Source organism: Helicobacter pylori, from assembly GCF_014497725.1.
Classification (GTDB): domain Bacteria; phylum Campylobacterota; class Campylobacteria; order Campylobacterales; family Helicobacteraceae; genus Helicobacter; species Helicobacter pylori_DE.
On the sequence record NZ_JACTGF010000003.1, the window covers coordinates 118,325 to 133,458 of the forward strand.

Consider the following 15,134-nt stretch of genomic DNA (forward strand, 5'->3'; position numbering starts at 1 on the left):
CTCCTTATTTTTGGGATTAGATTATAGAAAGTTTATTGTAGCGTTTTCTTTGCAATATTGTAACCCTTGCTCATTATGGTTATTCATAAGGCCTTTGACGCCCAAAATTTGATCGAGCCTATATCATTTCCTCTTGATTTTTTATTCAATTTAAGGTAAAAATAATGTTTTAAAGCAAAAAAAGGATCATGTCATTGAAAGTATTTGATTACGAAGATGTCCAACTCATTCCTAATAAATGCATCGTGAATAGCCGTTCAGAGTGCGATACGACCGTTATTCTAGGCAAACATGCGTTTAAAATGCCCATAGTCCCAGCCAACATGCAAACAATCATCAACGAATCGATCGCAGAATTTCTGGCAGAAAATGGCTATTTCTATATCATGCACCGCTTTAATGGAGCGGCAAGAATCCCGTTTGTCAAAAAGATGAAAGAACGCCAATTAATTAGTTCGATCAGCGTTGGGGTGAAAAAAGAAGAATGTCTTTTTGTAGAAGAGTTAGCCAAGCAAGGATTAGCGCCAGACTACATCACGATCGATATTGCGCATGGCCATTCAAATTCTGTCATTGAAATGATCCAACGCATCAAAGTGCGTTTGCCCGAAACTTTTGTGATTGCCGGGAACATAGGCACGCCAGAAGCGGTTCGTGAATTAGAGAACGCCGGTGCTGACGCTACAAAAGTCGGCATCGGGCCTGGAAAAGTGTGTATCACTAAAATCAAAACAGGCTTTGGCACGGGTGGCTGGCAACTAGCGGCTCTTAGGTGGTGCGCTAAAGCAGCAAGAAAGCCGATTATTGCAGATGGCGGTATTCGCACGCATGGGGATATTGCAAAATCCATACGCTTTGGCGCGACAATGGTGATGATTGGCTCGCTTTTTGCAGGGCATGAAGAATCATCTGGAGAAACAAAAATAGAAAATGGTATCGCATATAAAGAATATTTCGGTTCGGCATCGGAGTTTCAAAAAGGTGAAAAGAAAAATGTTGAAGGTAAGAAAATTTGGATCCAACATAAAGGATCGTTAAAAGACACGCTGATTGAAATGCATCAAGATTTGCAATCTTCAATCTCCTATGCAGGCGGGAGAGACCTTGAAGCGATCCGAAAAGTGGATTACGTGATTGTGAAAAATTCAATTTTCAATGGGGACACAATCTAAAAAAGATCAATGAAACAATAAAGCTAATTTTTACGAGCGAAATGCCTTTCAATGCAATCGCATAAAATATGGATCATAAGAATGTGCATTTCTTGGATTCGTGGGGTATCATCGCTAGGGACGATCAACGCTATATCGCTTAAAGGCTTCATTTTCCCCCCATCACGCCCTGCTAAGCTAAGCGTTTTCATCCCTAAACCTTTGGCTTTTTCATAAGCTTTCAGGACATTTTTGGAATTACCGCTTGTAGAAATCCCTATTAAAGTATCTTCTTTATTCCCTAGCGCTTCCACTTGTCTAGCAAACACTTCTTCATAACCATAATCGTTCGCAATGGCGGTGAGGGCTGAGGTATCCGTGCTTAAACTTATCGCACTCAAGCCTTTCCTTTCTAGTTTATAGCGCCCGGTCAATTCAGCGGCAAAATGCTGCGCGTCGCTCGCGCTCCCCCCGTTACCGCAAATAAGGATTTTCCCTTGATTTTCTAAAGTTTCTATCAAAAGATGAACGCTTTGGATTAACGCTTCTTGCAAACTTTCTAAGCTTTTTTCTAACGCTTCCTTATGGGCTAAAAATTCTTTTTGAATCAAATCATTAATCATTGCATGTCCTTTTAATTTTTTCTATGATAGCGCTTGTGGAATAACCTTCTCCAAACTCCATCAAATGGGTTTCTTTAGCAAACTCGCTCCCTATGACTTCTTTATTGAGATAGTCCGCTCCCTTGACTAAAATATCAGGCTTTAGGGCTTGAATTAATTTAATTGGCGTGTCTTCTTCAAACACCACAACATAATCCACGCAAGACAAACTCGCTAAAAGAAACGCTCTGTCTTTTTCGCTCACTATGGGGCGTTTATCCCCCTTAAGCCTTTTGATGGAAGCGTCGCTATTTAACCCCACAATGAGAATATCCCCTAAAGCTTTAGCCTTTTGCAAATAACTCGCATGCCCTTTATGGAGGAGATCAAAACAGCCATTGGTGAAAACGATTTTTTGCTGGTTGTGTTCTAAAGTTTCTAACAGCTTTTCTAAAGGGAGGATTTTAGGGTGCGTTTGGTTCAAAATCAAAGCGATTTCTTCCAAACTCGCTAACGCGCTCCCCATTTTACCCACCACCACTGCCGCAGCCGCATTGGCAAACTCGCAAGCTTCTTTTAGGCTCATCGATTCTAATAAAGAGAGCGTTAAAGACGCTATCACCGTATCGCCTGCCCCGGTTACATCATAAACCTCTTTAGCGATAGTGGGGCAATTGACTAACTCGCCTTTTTCTAAAAAAGCGATGCCTTGTTCGCTCAAAGTTACTAAAGGCATGGCGATATGATAAGTTTCTTTTAAGATTTGGAGCGCTTTTGATAAATTCGCATGGCTGTCTAACTTCAAATGGAGCGCATGCTCTAATTCCGCGCGATTAGGCGTGATCAAACTCGCATGAGAATATTTGCTATAATCTTTCCCTTTAGGGTCGCATAAAATTAGCTTGTGGTGTTGGTTGGCTAGAGCGATCATTGTTTGAGTGAGTTCAAAATCCAACACGCCCTTATTGTAATCTGAAAGGATCACGCCATCTATTTCTTGGATTTTTTCTGTGAAAAAATCTAAAAGTTTTTTTCTTAAATCAGCGTTTAAGGGGTCTTTGATTTCCTTATCCACGCGCGCGATTTGCTGGTTTTGCGCGATGATGCGCGTCTTAAGCGTGGTGCAACGGGTTTTATCTATCAAAATACCTGAAGTGTCAATCCCTCTTGTTTTCAAAGCGCTAATGAAATGCTTGCCCTCTAAATCATCGCCCACGACCCCACATAAAAAAACTTTAGCTTTTAAAGAGATAAGGTTATTAGCCACATTGGCCGCTCCGCCTAAATTCTTGCTCTCCCTCTGGACTTCTAAAACAGGCACAGGGGCTTCAGGCGAAAGGCGTTCGCTCTTCCCCCACAAATAATAATCAGCGATCAGATCGCCTACGACTAGGATTTTTTTCATGCGTGCTGTCCTTTAAAAATCGCATGGATATGGGGCAAATAATCTTTAATGCCGCTTTCTAAATCGTATAAAGGGGTGTAATCTAAATCCAAAATAGTGGGTTCAATGTGCGCTTGGGTGTGCTTTTGGAAAAAAGCATAAGGGTTTTTAATATAGCTCACTTTAAAATCCCCTAAATGCTCTTTTAAAATGCTAACGATTTCATTATAGCTTCTGGCTTGCGAATAACCCACATTATAAACCCTGCTTTTTTGAGCTTTCATCGCTTTCACATTCGCTTGGATCACATCTTCAATATAGACAAAATCCCTTAACTGCTCGCCAAATTCAAAAAGCTTGACTTCCTTAAACGCCATCGCACTTAAAGCGAGTTGCAAAACCATGGAAGCGGTTTTTTCTTTATAAAATTCCCTAGGCCCATAGACATTGAAATACCTTAAGCCCACTTGAATGCTATCGCTTGAATGAGAGAGAACAAATTCGTCCATGCAAAGCTTGGAAAAGCCATAAACATTTTCAGGGCTTTCATTTGATCCTACCACATTGGGGGCTTTGGTGTTGCCATAAACGCCCGCTGAAGAAGCGTAAATCACTTTAGCTTTTTTTGATCGAGCGATTTCTAAAAGGTTTAAAAAAGCCTGATAATTGGTTTTCATCACTAATTCTTGATTGAGCATGGTCGTATCAGAGACAGCCGCTTGGTGGAACAAATAATCAAAATGCAACTTTTCTAAACGCCTTAAATCTAAGGGGTTGTTAATATCAGCGATGATCACCTCACCCTTAAAACCGATCAAATTCTTAAAATGCCCTAAAGAACTCGGGCGGTTATTACTAGAGAGCGTGTTACTGCGGAATTTATCCAAAATTACCACTTTAGCTTTAGGGTGGTTCTCTTGAAAATAAAAGGCCAAATTACTGCCCACAAAACCAGCCCCACCGGTGATTAAAATCGTTTGATTTTCTAATCCATCATCAATATAACGCATGATTTATCCTTATTTAATCCAATCAATCATCTCTTTAAGATTTTTACATTGTATCCAAGAATGAGGAGTTTTTAAAAAATTTGTAGTCAATAAAAGGTTATTTTTAACTTTAGCGTTCAAGCCGGCTAACATGTCGCTCTCTTTATCGCCTATCATAAAAGATTGATCCAAGCAAATTTGATGCTCTTTAGCGGCTTGTAAAATCAAAAAGGGCTTTGGCTTCCTGCAAGCGCAATTTTCTTCTGGGGCGTGCCTGCAAAAATAGACGCCATCCAAATTAAAACCTAATTCTTTGAGCAAGCTTTCTTGGAGGTATTCGGTGAGGTTTTCAAAATCTTTAAGGGTGTAATAGCCCCGGTTGATCCCGGATTGGTTGGTAATTAAAAGCAATTTGTAACCTAAAGTTTTCGCATGCTTTAGCAATTCAAAAATCCCTTTTTGAAACTCAAAATCTTCTTTTTGGCTCACATAGCCTTTATCAATATTGATAATGCCGTCTCTGTCCAAAAAAAGGGCTTTGTTAGTGGTCATGGTGGCTCTCTTGGTGTGGTGTGGCGTTATTTTGATGGAGCATCGTGCCACTTTGATGATGCATCGCATGAGGTACTTGATGGTTAATGAGCATGATCCCCATATAAAGGACATAAAGCCCAAAAACCCCCATTAAGCCTTTAGACAAAAGATTGAAAAATTTCCTGTAAGAGGTAGAAATTTTGCTTAAAAAAATCCCCATTAAAAACAACGGCACGCTAGTGCCAAGCCCAAAAGAAAGGCCTAGCATCGCTCCCATAAACGCGCTATGACTGAGAATCACGCTCGCTAAAAACGAATACACCATCATGCAAGGCAAAAACCCGTTCAACACGCCCAAGAAATACAGCCCCAGAATGTTTTGAGATTGCAAGGTTTTTTTCATCAAAAAAGAAATGAAAGGAATGGAAAAGCTTAATTTTTCCGCTTTAGCTCCTAAGAGCGCTAAAAGGATTAAAACAATCCCCATGCTCATCAATAAAACGCCCCTAAAACCCATGCTCACGCTAAGACTATGCCCTAAACCTGCCGTTATAGCCCCTAAAAGCATGTAGGTGCTGATCCTCCCCACATTATAGAGGGCATGGCAAGCGATCTGGTAGGAAAAGCTTGTAACTTTAGAAAACCTTATTTGACTAAACGCGCTCACAATCCCCCCACACATGCCCACACAATGCCCTAAAGACATGCTCAAAGCGGCTAAAAACATGCCCAAAAAACTCAAATTCTGCATCATTTGCATTCTAGTATCCCTGCTTTTTTAAGAGCGATTTCCATCCCGTCAAAAACCAAACGCTCCTTGCAAACAGAATGAGGTAAAAACGCGCTCAAATATTTCGCATCGCCCCCACAAAGATAGATTTTTTGATCTTTGGCTAAATGCTGGATACAAGAGATGATACTCAAAATCATGCCGTAATTCACAGCGTCTCTGGTGTTTTTAGGTAAAACTTCTAAAGAATCTAAGGCCTTGAAAGGTTGCTCTAAGATTTTAGCGCTTTTTTTATACGCATGGGTGTATTGGGCCAAACCGGGTAAAATACACCCTCCTAAATGCTTGCCCTCTTTGACTAAATCAATCGTAATCGCGCTCCCCGCATCCACTATAACCCCATTAGCCACCGCTAAACACGCCATTTGCCGGTCTATCCCAAGCCCTATATAGTCGGTTTCTAAATGAAAAAACCCTGCAATATTTTTAGCGTTAGGGTAACAATTCAAAAGGGCTTTTTCATTTTCTTCATTCACGCTAACGTAAAAAATTTCCTTTTGAATACCCAAACGCTTTAAATCTTCTTTAGCGCTTGAAAAGAGCTGGTAGTTTTGCGCGAAATGGATACGCGTATTACCTATATCGCATAAAATCAAGTCTTTTAAATCCTTAAAAGATTGCCTAGCTGGCATAGGCCTACTTCTTATTCATTTCTAAAGCTTTTCTTCTTTCTTCAAGCTCTTTTTCATCTCTTTCTTGATGTTCTCTCGCTCTTTGTTCAAATTCCCTCGCCCTTTGTTCGGCTTTGGCTTTTTTCTTTTCTTCTTTCAAGCGGCGTTTTTCTTCTTTAGGGCTGAGTTTTGGCGCTTCTTTAAAAGCGTTATCCTCTTTTGAAATAGGAGCGTTTTTTGCGCCTTTTTCGTTACTCTCTTTTGAAGCAGGAGCGTTTTTGTTTTCTTGATTTTCTTTTATGCCTTTTTGGATAGCTTTATTTTGATCCTTAATAGGCTCGCGCCTTCTGGTTTTAACTTCTTCTTCAAACCCGCTATTTCTTGGCTTAACTTTGTTTTCCTCTAAAGGCTTTTCTTTAGCTTTATGCCTTTCTTGCAAATAAATAGGAGCGTTCCCTTTTTCGCCTTTTTGAGATGGTTTGAATTCAGCAGCATGGGGATAAAGTTTTGGTTTAAAATCGTTATAATCTAAATAGTAGCGATCGTAATACACCCGATTTTTATCATAAAACACCCCTTTATCCAAACGATTAGATGAAAAAAACTTAAAACTGCCTATAGTTGGCGTTTTATAGACATTATACGAATCAAAATCATTCAAATCCACCTCTATCACATACCCACGCTTTTCTAAAGAATACAATTTATTATGGTTTAATACAATGGTATTGAGCGAAGCAAAGGGCAGTTTCACGCTGTTTAATTCCCTCAAACTCTTATCCATTTGCAAAATCTGCCCGTCTAAAGTCAGCACATATAAAGTCCCCTTATCATAGAGCAAATCCACAATATCCCCATCATAGTTGAACTCTTGACCGCTCACGACTGAGAGTATCCTTTTCCCTGTAGAAGCGATCATGTTATTGCCATCTACAATAAGGTAGGTGATATTGTTAAAAAACTTATCGCTGCTGATAACAATGTTTCTAATAGGCGTAGGGTTTCCATGCACATAATCCACGACCAACAAGCGCCCATCTAGCATGGGGAACACCACGACCGTATCCATAAAAATAGGCATCGCCATTAAAGAATTGATCGTGGTGCTTGGGGAACCTTTTTCGCTAAAAAGCAATTTTTGAGAAGTGATGTCGTATAAATTCGCTGAATTGTCCGCTAACACCACCGCTAAAAGATTCCCTTTAACGCTTGCGCTCAAGGCAAAAGTTTCCAAAGGAATGATGATAGATTGTTGGCTGGCGTTAGGGTTATTGCTAATCAATTCCACTTGATGACAGACTTTATCTTGGACTTCCGCTTCAACGCCCTTTAATTTCAATTCCGTTTCTTCAGTCTTAGCCACCTTTCTTTTGCTTGTTTTTTTATCAATCTTGTTCAAACAATCTTGCGCAAGGATGAAAAACCCCTGACTCTCATTTAAAAAACTGCTTTCGTAATTGAAATTCTTACCGATTCTTAGCTGCGTTAAACCTTTATCGCCTATAACCGCCCCATTTTTCAAAATGGCTCCATAACGATTGGACGAAACGATACTCTCTTGCAAATGGTTAGGGAAATACGCTTCGCCTTTAACTTGGTGTTTAGCGGGTTTGAAGTATTTTTTCATGTTACAGCCGCTAAAGACAATTAGGGCTATGAGTGAGATTAAAAATGGTTTATTCATCAAATCAATGCGTTCCTTGAATGGTTTCTTTCTTTAGATTAGTTGGTTTGGAAGGGTTTTGCTGAATATCTTCTAACATTCCATAGTGTTTTAAAACAGAGATTATAGCATAGAGTGAAGAACTTAGAGGGATAGTGGATAAACTTTGATGCGCTTTTTTGATTGCGTCTTTAGAATTTTCTTCATACAACAAGTTCACTTCTTGTAAAGCGCTCATTTCTTTAAGAATGGGGCTTTTTTCAAGTAGGTTTTTATCTCTAGAGAGCGATGCGTAAGAATATTGTGCAAAAGTTTTAACGATTTCATTAGAAGATTGCGAAAGTTTTTTAAACTCGTTTGCATCGTTTCTTTCACTCGCTCTGGCGAACTGATACAAATCATACAACTCTGGGGCGACTTCTTTCAATCTTTTTTGCAAAGCTATATTATTAGGACTCTCTAGCACTTCATTATAAATTTGAGTAATCCGCTCCCTCGTTTGCTCATGCTTATAATCTTGCAATTTCGTATCCCCTAAATAAGCGATAAAAGCCACCACGATAAACAACAACACCCACTTGTAGCGTTTGAAAAACTTTTCTAATCTAAACGCTCCTTCTAAAAGCTTTTCATCGCTTTTGAATTCGTTTTTAACTTGCTCTAAATTTTCCTTAATACTCATGCCTTGCTCACTCCTGTGCTGCCAAACCCTCCGCTACCCCTTGAAGTTTCATCTAATTGTTCGCATTCTATAAATTCGGCTTTATAAGTTTTTTGAACCACTCCTTGAGCGATCCTATCCCCTACTTGAACTTTAAAATCTTTATCGCTTAAATTCGCTAAAATGACCTTAATTTCGCCCCTATAATCATTATCCACCGTGCCAGGAGAATTCAACACCATCACCTGATGATTCAAAGCCAAACCGCTACGGGTGCGCACTTGCAATTCATACCCCGCTTCTAAAGACAAACAAATCCCTATTTTCACCAACCCCACGCTATGAGGTTTGATCGTTACTTCTTCTACAGCGTGCAAATCAAAGCCTGAAGAACCCTCGGTTTGGTATTTAGGGATAAGGGCGTTTGGGTGGATTTTTTGGATTTTAATTTTCATCAAAACAAATCTCTTTATAATAAATGTCTAAAATTTCAAAATCGCTTTCGCCATTAGGCAATTGAATGCTCACCGCATCGCCCTTGCTCTTACCTATCAAGCTCTTAGCGATCGGCGAACCAAAAGAGATCAACCCTTTAGCCGGATCGCTCTCCACGCTCCCTACTATCGTGTAAGAAAACTCTTTATCGTTGTCTAAATTAAGGATTTTAATCGTGCTGCCAAAACTCACTTTATTATGGGCTAAAGCGCTCGGATCAATCACTTGAGCGTTAGCGACAATTTCGCTTAAATCCACGATCCTCGCTTCAATGAAGCGTTGTTTTTCTTTAGCGGCATGGTATTCAGCGTTTTCTTTCAAATCCCCATGCCCTCTAGCAATATCAATTTCTTTCACGATATTAGGCCGTTCCACCTCTTTTAATTGCTTCAATTCCGTGCAAATCTTATTGTATCCATGCATACTCATAGGTTCTTTATTCATTTAATCTCCTAAGCTTATTCAGTAGAGATTATAGTAAAAATTAAGTTAAATTCAGCAAAAAAGCCATCTCTTCGGCGACTTTTCTCGCGCTCCCATGTTTTAAATATTCCCTTAATCTCAAACTTTCTTTAAAATAGCGTTCTCTGTCCATTTCTTTATACGCTTTTAACAAACCCTCTACGCTCAAAAAATGCTGGATCAATTCTGGATGTAATTGGCTCTCCCCAAGCCCTGGAGTTTCATCATTTAAGGCGTTATAAAAGATATTCGCTAAACCTATGTAATGCAAATTGACCAACATTCTAGCGATCAAAAAATCCATCGTTTTAGCCCTATACGCTAACACAAAAGGCGTGCCAATCAAAGCGGCCTCTAAAGTCGCTGTGCCGCTGCAAATGAACGCAAACTCCGCTTCAAACAAACTTTTATGTGCATCATAAGAAATTTCAAATAATTGAATGTCTTCTCCATAAAGAGCTTTCAAATCCAACCCCTTAAAGAAACTCGGCACCACTAACACACGCCTTTTAAACCCTTCATTTTGTTCTAAAATTTGAGCCACTTTGACAAACAAAGGGAACATTTTAGCGATTTCGCTTTTTCGGCTTCCTGGCATAAACACCAGAGTTTCGCCCTTAATATCTTTTTTATAATATTTAATCTCATCTAATAAAGGGTGTCCCACATATTGGGCTTTTTTTTGGTAATAACTCACTTCAAAAGGCAAAATCGCTCCCAAAAAATCGCAGTATTTTTCAAGGCTTTTAGCGCGCCATTTTTTCCATGCCCAAACTTGCGGTAAAATATAATACATGATTTTTTTATACGGATTTTGTTTTTTGATTTTTTTGGCTAGGGGGATATTGAAAGAAGAAGAATCCATTAAAAGCACCATATCCGCTTGTTTGGCTAATTGGACCATTTCTTTATGGGCTTTGAGTAAAAACCCCAAACGGCCTATCACATCTCTAAAACCCATGACAGAAAATTCCCTAGGGCTATAGAGTGCGTTTTTCCCTTCAAACACGCCAATGAAACGATAATCTTTAGGCAAATTGCGCCGTAACTCCTCTAAATGAATATTAGAGCTCGCTTCTAAAGCGCTCACTAAAATCGTGGGCATTATTTGTCTTTCAAAAGGTTTTGGACTTGATAGAGCTTGATTTCTTTATGTAAATCCCTCAATTCAATTTTGAGCAACGAATTTTCAAAATCTTTTTTAGAGAGATGGTTTTTTAAAAGCCTGTTTTCGCGCAAAACGCTGCGGTATTGCAAGTAAATCCCCTCACCAAACACGCGCTTGCTTGGTTTTGCCATGATAACCTGATTATCACTAGTGAAAACCTCCACTTCTTCAAGGGCTTTAGGGAAAATCCATTCTTCTCCTGTGTTTTGTGTTTCTTTGTTTGAGCGGGAATTTTCTTTTTCTAATTTTTTTTGATAGATTTCTTGCTTCAAACCTTTTAAAACGCTCTTTTTCTTACGCAAGATTTCTTGGACTTGCTTCAATTCCAAACGGATTTTTTTTAAAACTTCTCTAGTGTCTTTAATTTCTTGCTGGTAAGCGTTCAATTCTTCTTGCATCGGTTTTTATTCCGCTAACATTTCTAAAGACAACAAACGCATTTCATTGCCTTGAGTGATAATGACATTCTTGCTGTGGCATTTTTCGCACACCCCATAATCTAGGGCGTTAGGCTTAAAAACATGCGAACAATCCTTACACTCTAATTCAACCTTTTCATCTACAATGTCTAAAATAGCGTCTTTACACACCAAAGATTCTTCTCTAAAAGTCTCAAACGCGCTCACAAACAAGCTCTTATCCATAGCGCTTCTTTCGCCAATACCGACCACGACTCTTTCAATCTTATGGGCTTGATTTTTCTTCGCATGCTCTTCGCAAAGAGCGATTAAAGAAGAAACGACCGAGTATTCATGCATACTAAACCTTAATCTTTAAATTAGCCCCTATTATATTGTATTAGAGTAATCCTTTAGTTTATTGCTTAAGATTCAATAGGGTATTAAGGATTTGATCGGAAGTGGTTACCGCTTTAGAGTTCGCTTGAAACCCCCTTTGAACCACAATCAAATTCGTTAAACTCCGGCTCAAATCCACATTACTAGACTCCAGTTTAGATCCTGAAATTGAACCCCTACGCCCCGTATTAGCCGCGCCGATTAAGGCTTGCCCAGAGTTTCCGGTTTGAGAAAAGACATTCCCACCCAAAGCCTGTAAGCCCGCATCGTTAGCGAAATTCGCTAAAGCCACTTGAGCGAGCGCTAAAGTCCTGCCATTACTGAACGCTCCTAAAAGCACCCCGTCTGAATCAAAACGAACATCCATCAAATCGCCCGCTTGATAGCCGTTTTGCTCAATCGCATAAGTTTCAGAGATCTTATCCACGCTCGTTAGCCCATCAAAACTCCCTGAGGAACCAAAGGCTAAATTGATGCGTTGGGGGGCATCAGCGCCATTTTTAGGGTCAAATTGCAAAAGAGGCGGGTTCATGCCTGCAAGCGATCCGTCGTTATTGAAGCGCAAACGGCCTCCTTCAAACACGTTAGGCCTAGCCGCTGACCCCCCTACTAATTCCCCAGGCTCAGGCACGATCACTCTAAAATTCCATTCCGCTCCCCCACTCCTATAAAACTCAATGCGCATGGCGTGTTTGGTGCCTAAGCTGTCTATCACATCAATGCTTGTCGCATGGGTAGCGTGGGTGAATTTAGAACTGCTCGCTGACGCTCCTCCTTCAATCAAAGAAGCGGTATTAAGCCCTTTCATCGCGTTTTTAAACAAAACATTGTTCGTTACGCTGTCTGAAGAATACCCGCTCACAAAGATATTGAGGTTTTCTTTAATGACATTTTTATTGTCTTTATTATTGATTTCAAACATGCCGTATTGGTTGATTGTAACCCCTATAGAAGCGGCTGAATCTTGGTAATTGTCCGCTAAACTAGGATCTTTTACGATATTAGCGTCATGCTGGATTAAGGCGCGCAAGTCTTCAGTGGTCCTAAACTGCCCAATATCCGCATTAGGGCTGATAGAATGCGTATAACTGTATTTAAAAGCCGTTACATCTTTATCGCCGTCTAAAAAGTTAGCGAACGCCCCGGTCCCGGCTTGAGTGACCACAATGTTTTTAAGCTTTTCATCGCCGTCTAATTCGTTGGTGTTTTCCAAACGCAATTGCTTGCCGTCCAAATAAGCTTCAATGCCCGTTTGGCTTTTGACCGCATTGATCGCATTTTTAGCCGCTACTAAGCTTGAAGTCCTGCTCACCGCCGAATCGTTCGTGAAAGAAATCTTAACCCCATTCAACTCAAGCGTGCTGTTTTCTGCGGAAGGGAGGATGTCTTTGACCATTTTGGCACTCTTATAACTCACCCAAATCCCTTGGTTTTCATTCAATAAAAGAGCGTCGCCATCTTCATTGTATAAAGATCCCATGTCTTCGGCGACTTGAGCTAGATTCGTGCCTGAATCATACACCGGATTAATGCCATCTGAAGGGGTTTTGGCTGAAGAATCTAAAGCGAATATCGCCGCTGTTTGATCCGCATGCCTTCCAGCGTTTAAATTCGCCCTCATAGAAATGCGGTTACTCGCTCTAGCTGGCATCACCATTCCAGGATCAATTCTAATGTTTTCTAAAGGACCGGTGTTATCCACTTTTAAAGCGTCCGTATCGCTCCCTTTATTGCCGGTATCGCTCCCGTTTCTCACCCACCCTTGCACCACAAGCCCGCCGGTGGTAACCAAACTCCCTTGCGAGTCAAAAAGAAACTCCCCATCTCTAGTGAAATTGCGCGTGATCCCCCTATCAGGGCTAATGATAAAAAAGCCATCGCCCTGAATCGCTAGATCGGTTTTGACATCTGTGTTTTGGATATTGCCTTGTGAAAAGATTTTAGTCGTCGCATCCACGCCTACTCCAAGCCCCACAGAAAAGTCATTCTGCCCTGCCAACCCGTTTTTATAGGGCGCGGTAGCGATGAGCTTGACTTGAGAGAGCATATCCACAAAAGAAGCCCTAGAATACTTAAAACCAGTGGTATTCACGTTCGCAATATTATTACTCTCAATATCCAAAGCGATTTGGTGGGCTTGCATCCCATTGACACCAGACCATAAAGACCTAAGCATGGTTATCCTTTAATGTAAAGAAATTCAATCTATGCCAAATAAAGCAAAAGTCGTTCCTAAATAGCTTTTTAAAATAATTGGTTGCGGATTTTAAAGTTTTGTTAATCAAAAAGATCGGTCAAATTCACAAATAAATAGGGGGTTTTGCAACACCACCCCCCATAACGCTTTTTAAAACTTATCGCTCAAATTTAGAGTTTAACTCGCTTTAGTGCAAAATCGCGCATTCATGATCTTGAATTTCTTCGGCTGAAGCGCGATTTAAAGTCAATGGGTTAAATTGTGTTGCTAGCAAAACAAAGGAATTATCGCTTTGTTGCACCACCGCTAAGCCATAGTCCCCCATGCGTTTGTGCGCGTTAGACACTTCTTTATTAAGCATGATGAACGGGCTTTTTTGCGCTAATTCGCTCTCTGTTACCCGACGCGCCAAATATTTATGCCCGTTCAAACCGCCCGGTAATGGCGACCAACGGCTGTTGATTTTTTTTAGATTATTATCCAGCTGTTTGCGCACATCAAGGCTAATGCAAGAAATATGGATGTGAAAATGGTTTTGCGATCGCCCTTTTTTAGAGTTGATCGTCAAAGAGATCGCATAATCAGGAATGGGTTTGCCGTATTTTTTACTCATAAAATCGCGCGCTTGCCAGGATAAGTAAAAAAAGTTAGGCGTAGAAGGATCAAGCAACAAAGGGCTTTCAATACCGCTAATGTGAGTCGTTGGCATCAACAAATATTGCAACGGGCCGTTAATATCTTTTAAAACCACATAGCCGGCATCGGGTTTGACTTCTATGCATGGCGAAGGATTTTGATTTTTCTCATAATTGGGCAAACATTTCTCAAAAACAATCTTACGCAACACATTTGGATCTTTAGCGTTTAAACTCATAACAGCGATAGCTACCACCGCTAAAAAAAGAAAGCCCGCTTTTTTCATCTTTTTTGCTCCTTGTTTTTAATGAGAGTTTTTACAAACTCTCTTGTTATTTTTCTACAATAGTGGTTAAAATCTTTAATCATTATGATTATTTTAATGAATTTTAACTTATTAGTAACATTTAGTAACCTATTTTTAAAAAGAGATTTTTTGAATGATAACTAGAAAAAAATTAAATTGATAACATTAAAAAAGCTAAAAGAATTTTTTAAAAAATTAAATAGCTTGCACTAAGCAGGCGATAATTTTTCACCATGCGATCTTAGGGGGTTGGTGCTTATCAAAATAAAGCGTTTTATAACCTTGATTTAGGTAATATCATCACACTGATACCACAATAAGGATGATTATCATGCAAGATTTACCCCCATGCCCTAAATGCAACGACGCTTACACCTACCATGATGGTGCACAACTAATTTGCCCTAGCTGTTTGTATGAATGGAATGAAAATGAAGTTAATGATGAAGAATTGATCGTTAAAGATTGCCACAATAATCTTTTACAAAATGGGGACTCGGTCATTCTCATTAAGGATTTAAAAGTTAAAGGCTCATCTTTGGTGCTTAAAAAAGGCACCAAAATCAAAAATATCAAGCTTGTCAATAGCGATCACAATGTGGATTGTAAAGTGGAAAGGCAGAGCCTGTCTTTAAAATCTGAATTCCTTAAAAAAGCTTAGGAAAATACAAAAAGCTTAAAAAAATA

16 protein-coding genes and 1 pseudogene are annotated in these 15,134 nt (G+C 39.8%); 2 read left to right on the forward strand and 15 right to left on the reverse strand.

Annotated elements, in window-relative coordinates; all coding sequences use genetic code 11:
* Positions 1-194 precede the first annotated feature (194 nt).
* Positions 195-1,172 (forward strand): GMP reductase, encoded by a 978-nt coding sequence (locus H7N69_RS04120; RefSeq protein ID WP_187884890.1) that lies wholly within the window; start codon positions 195-197, stop codon positions 1,170-1,172.
* 23 nt (positions 1,173-1,195) lie between these two features.
* On the opposite strand, the gene gmhA is transcribed toward H7N69_RS04120, so the two are convergent.
* The 15 genes and pseudogenes from gmhA to cdh all read right to left on the reverse strand — a co-directional run bounded on the left by gmhA (position 1,196) and on the right by cdh (position 14,509).
* Positions 1,196-1,774, reverse strand: coding sequence for a D-sedoheptulose 7-phosphate isomerase (gene gmhA, locus H7N69_RS04125; RefSeq protein ID WP_187884891.1), 579 nt, complete (start codon positions 1,772-1,774; stop codon positions 1,196-1,198).
* Entirely contained in the window at positions 1,767-3,158 is a 1,392-nt protein-coding gene (gene rfaE1 / locus H7N69_RS04130) for a D-glycero-beta-D-manno-heptose-7-phosphate kinase (RefSeq protein WP_187884892.1), read from the reverse strand. The genes gmhA and rfaE1 overlap by 8 nt, the downstream gene beginning before the upstream one ends.
* Complete coding sequence (rfaD, locus tag H7N69_RS04135) at positions 3,155-4,147, reverse strand: ADP-glyceromanno-heptose 6-epimerase (RefSeq protein ID WP_187884893.1); 993 nt, start codon at positions 4,145-4,147, stop codon at positions 3,155-3,157. The genes rfaE1 and rfaD overlap by 4 nt, the downstream gene beginning before the upstream one ends.
* A gap of 9 nt (positions 4,148-4,156) precedes the next feature.
* Positions 4,157-4,678 carry a D-glycero-beta-D-manno-heptose 1,7-bisphosphate 7-phosphatase gene (gene gmhB, locus H7N69_RS04140; protein WP_033592668.1) on the reverse strand — a complete coding sequence of 174 codons (522 nt, stop codon included), beginning with the start codon at positions 4,676-4,678 and terminating at the stop codon, positions 4,157-4,159.
* Positions 4,668-5,420 carry a sulfite exporter TauE/SafE family protein gene (locus H7N69_RS04145; RefSeq protein ID WP_187884894.1) on the reverse strand — a complete coding sequence of 251 codons (753 nt, stop codon included), beginning with the start codon at positions 5,418-5,420 and terminating at the stop codon, positions 4,668-4,670. Before H7N69_RS04145 ends, gmhB begins: the two co-directional genes overlap by 11 nt.
* Positions 5,411-6,082: a type III pantothenate kinase gene (locus tag H7N69_RS04150; RefSeq protein ID WP_001111537.1), complete on the reverse strand. Its 672-nt coding sequence runs from the start codon at positions 6,080-6,082 to the stop codon at positions 5,411-5,413. Before H7N69_RS04150 ends, H7N69_RS04145 begins: the two co-directional genes overlap by 10 nt.
* Before the next feature lie 4 nt (positions 6,083-6,086).
* Positions 6,087-7,745: a plasminogen-binding protein PgbB gene (pgbB, locus tag H7N69_RS04155; protein WP_187884895.1), complete on the reverse strand. Its 1,659-nt coding sequence runs from the start codon at positions 7,743-7,745 to the stop codon at positions 6,087-6,089.
* Between the two features lie 4 nt (positions 7,746-7,749).
* Positions 7,750-8,406: a hypothetical protein gene (locus tag H7N69_RS04160; protein ID WP_000022978.1), complete on the reverse strand. Its 657-nt coding sequence runs from the start codon at positions 8,404-8,406 to the stop codon at positions 7,750-7,752.
* Entirely contained in the window at positions 8,403-8,840 is a 438-nt protein-coding gene (gene dut / locus H7N69_RS04165) for a dUTP diphosphatase (protein ID WP_001922571.1), read from the reverse strand. Before dut ends, H7N69_RS04160 begins: the two co-directional genes overlap by 4 nt.
* A complete protein-coding gene (gene greA / locus H7N69_RS04170; protein WP_033588594.1) occupies positions 8,830-9,324 on the reverse strand; it encodes a transcription elongation factor GreA in 495 nt (164 codons plus the stop codon). The genes dut and greA overlap by 11 nt, the downstream gene beginning before the upstream one ends.
* 40 nt (positions 9,325-9,364) lie before the next feature.
* Positions 9,365-10,447 (reverse strand): lipid-A-disaccharide synthase, encoded by a 1,083-nt coding sequence (gene lpxB, locus H7N69_RS04175; RefSeq protein ID WP_187884896.1) that lies wholly within the window; start codon positions 10,445-10,447, stop codon positions 9,365-9,367.
* Positions 10,447-10,908, reverse strand: coding sequence for a nickel-binding protein Mua (mua, locus tag H7N69_RS04180; RefSeq protein ID WP_187884897.1), 462 nt, complete (start codon positions 10,906-10,908; stop codon positions 10,447-10,449). Before mua ends, lpxB begins: the two co-directional genes overlap by 1 nt.
* Positions 10,909-10,914: 6 nt before the next feature.
* Positions 10,915-11,268 carry a hydrogenase/urease nickel incorporation protein HypA gene (hypA, locus tag H7N69_RS04185; RefSeq protein WP_000545280.1) on the reverse strand — a complete coding sequence of 118 codons (354 nt, stop codon included), beginning with the start codon at positions 11,266-11,268 and terminating at the stop codon, positions 10,915-10,917.
* Positions 11,269-11,326: 58 nt separating this feature from the next.
* Positions 11,327-13,483 carry a flagellar hook protein FlgE gene (gene flgE, locus H7N69_RS04190; RefSeq protein WP_000946404.1) on the reverse strand — a complete coding sequence of 719 codons (2,157 nt, stop codon included), beginning with the start codon at positions 13,481-13,483 and terminating at the stop codon, positions 11,327-11,329.
* A gap of 208 nt (positions 13,484-13,691) precedes the next feature.
* Positions 13,692-14,509 (reverse strand): annotated as a pseudogene (gene cdh / locus H7N69_RS04195) (CDP-diacylglycerol diphosphatase).
* 269 nt (positions 14,510-14,778) lie between these two features.
* On the opposite strand from cdh, the gene H7N69_RS04200 reads away from it, so the two are divergent.
* Positions 14,779-15,108: a zinc ribbon domain-containing protein YjdM gene (locus H7N69_RS04200; RefSeq protein WP_149236101.1), complete on the forward strand. Its 330-nt coding sequence runs from the start codon at positions 14,779-14,781 to the stop codon at positions 15,106-15,108.
* Positions 15,109-15,134: the final 26 nt, after the last annotated feature.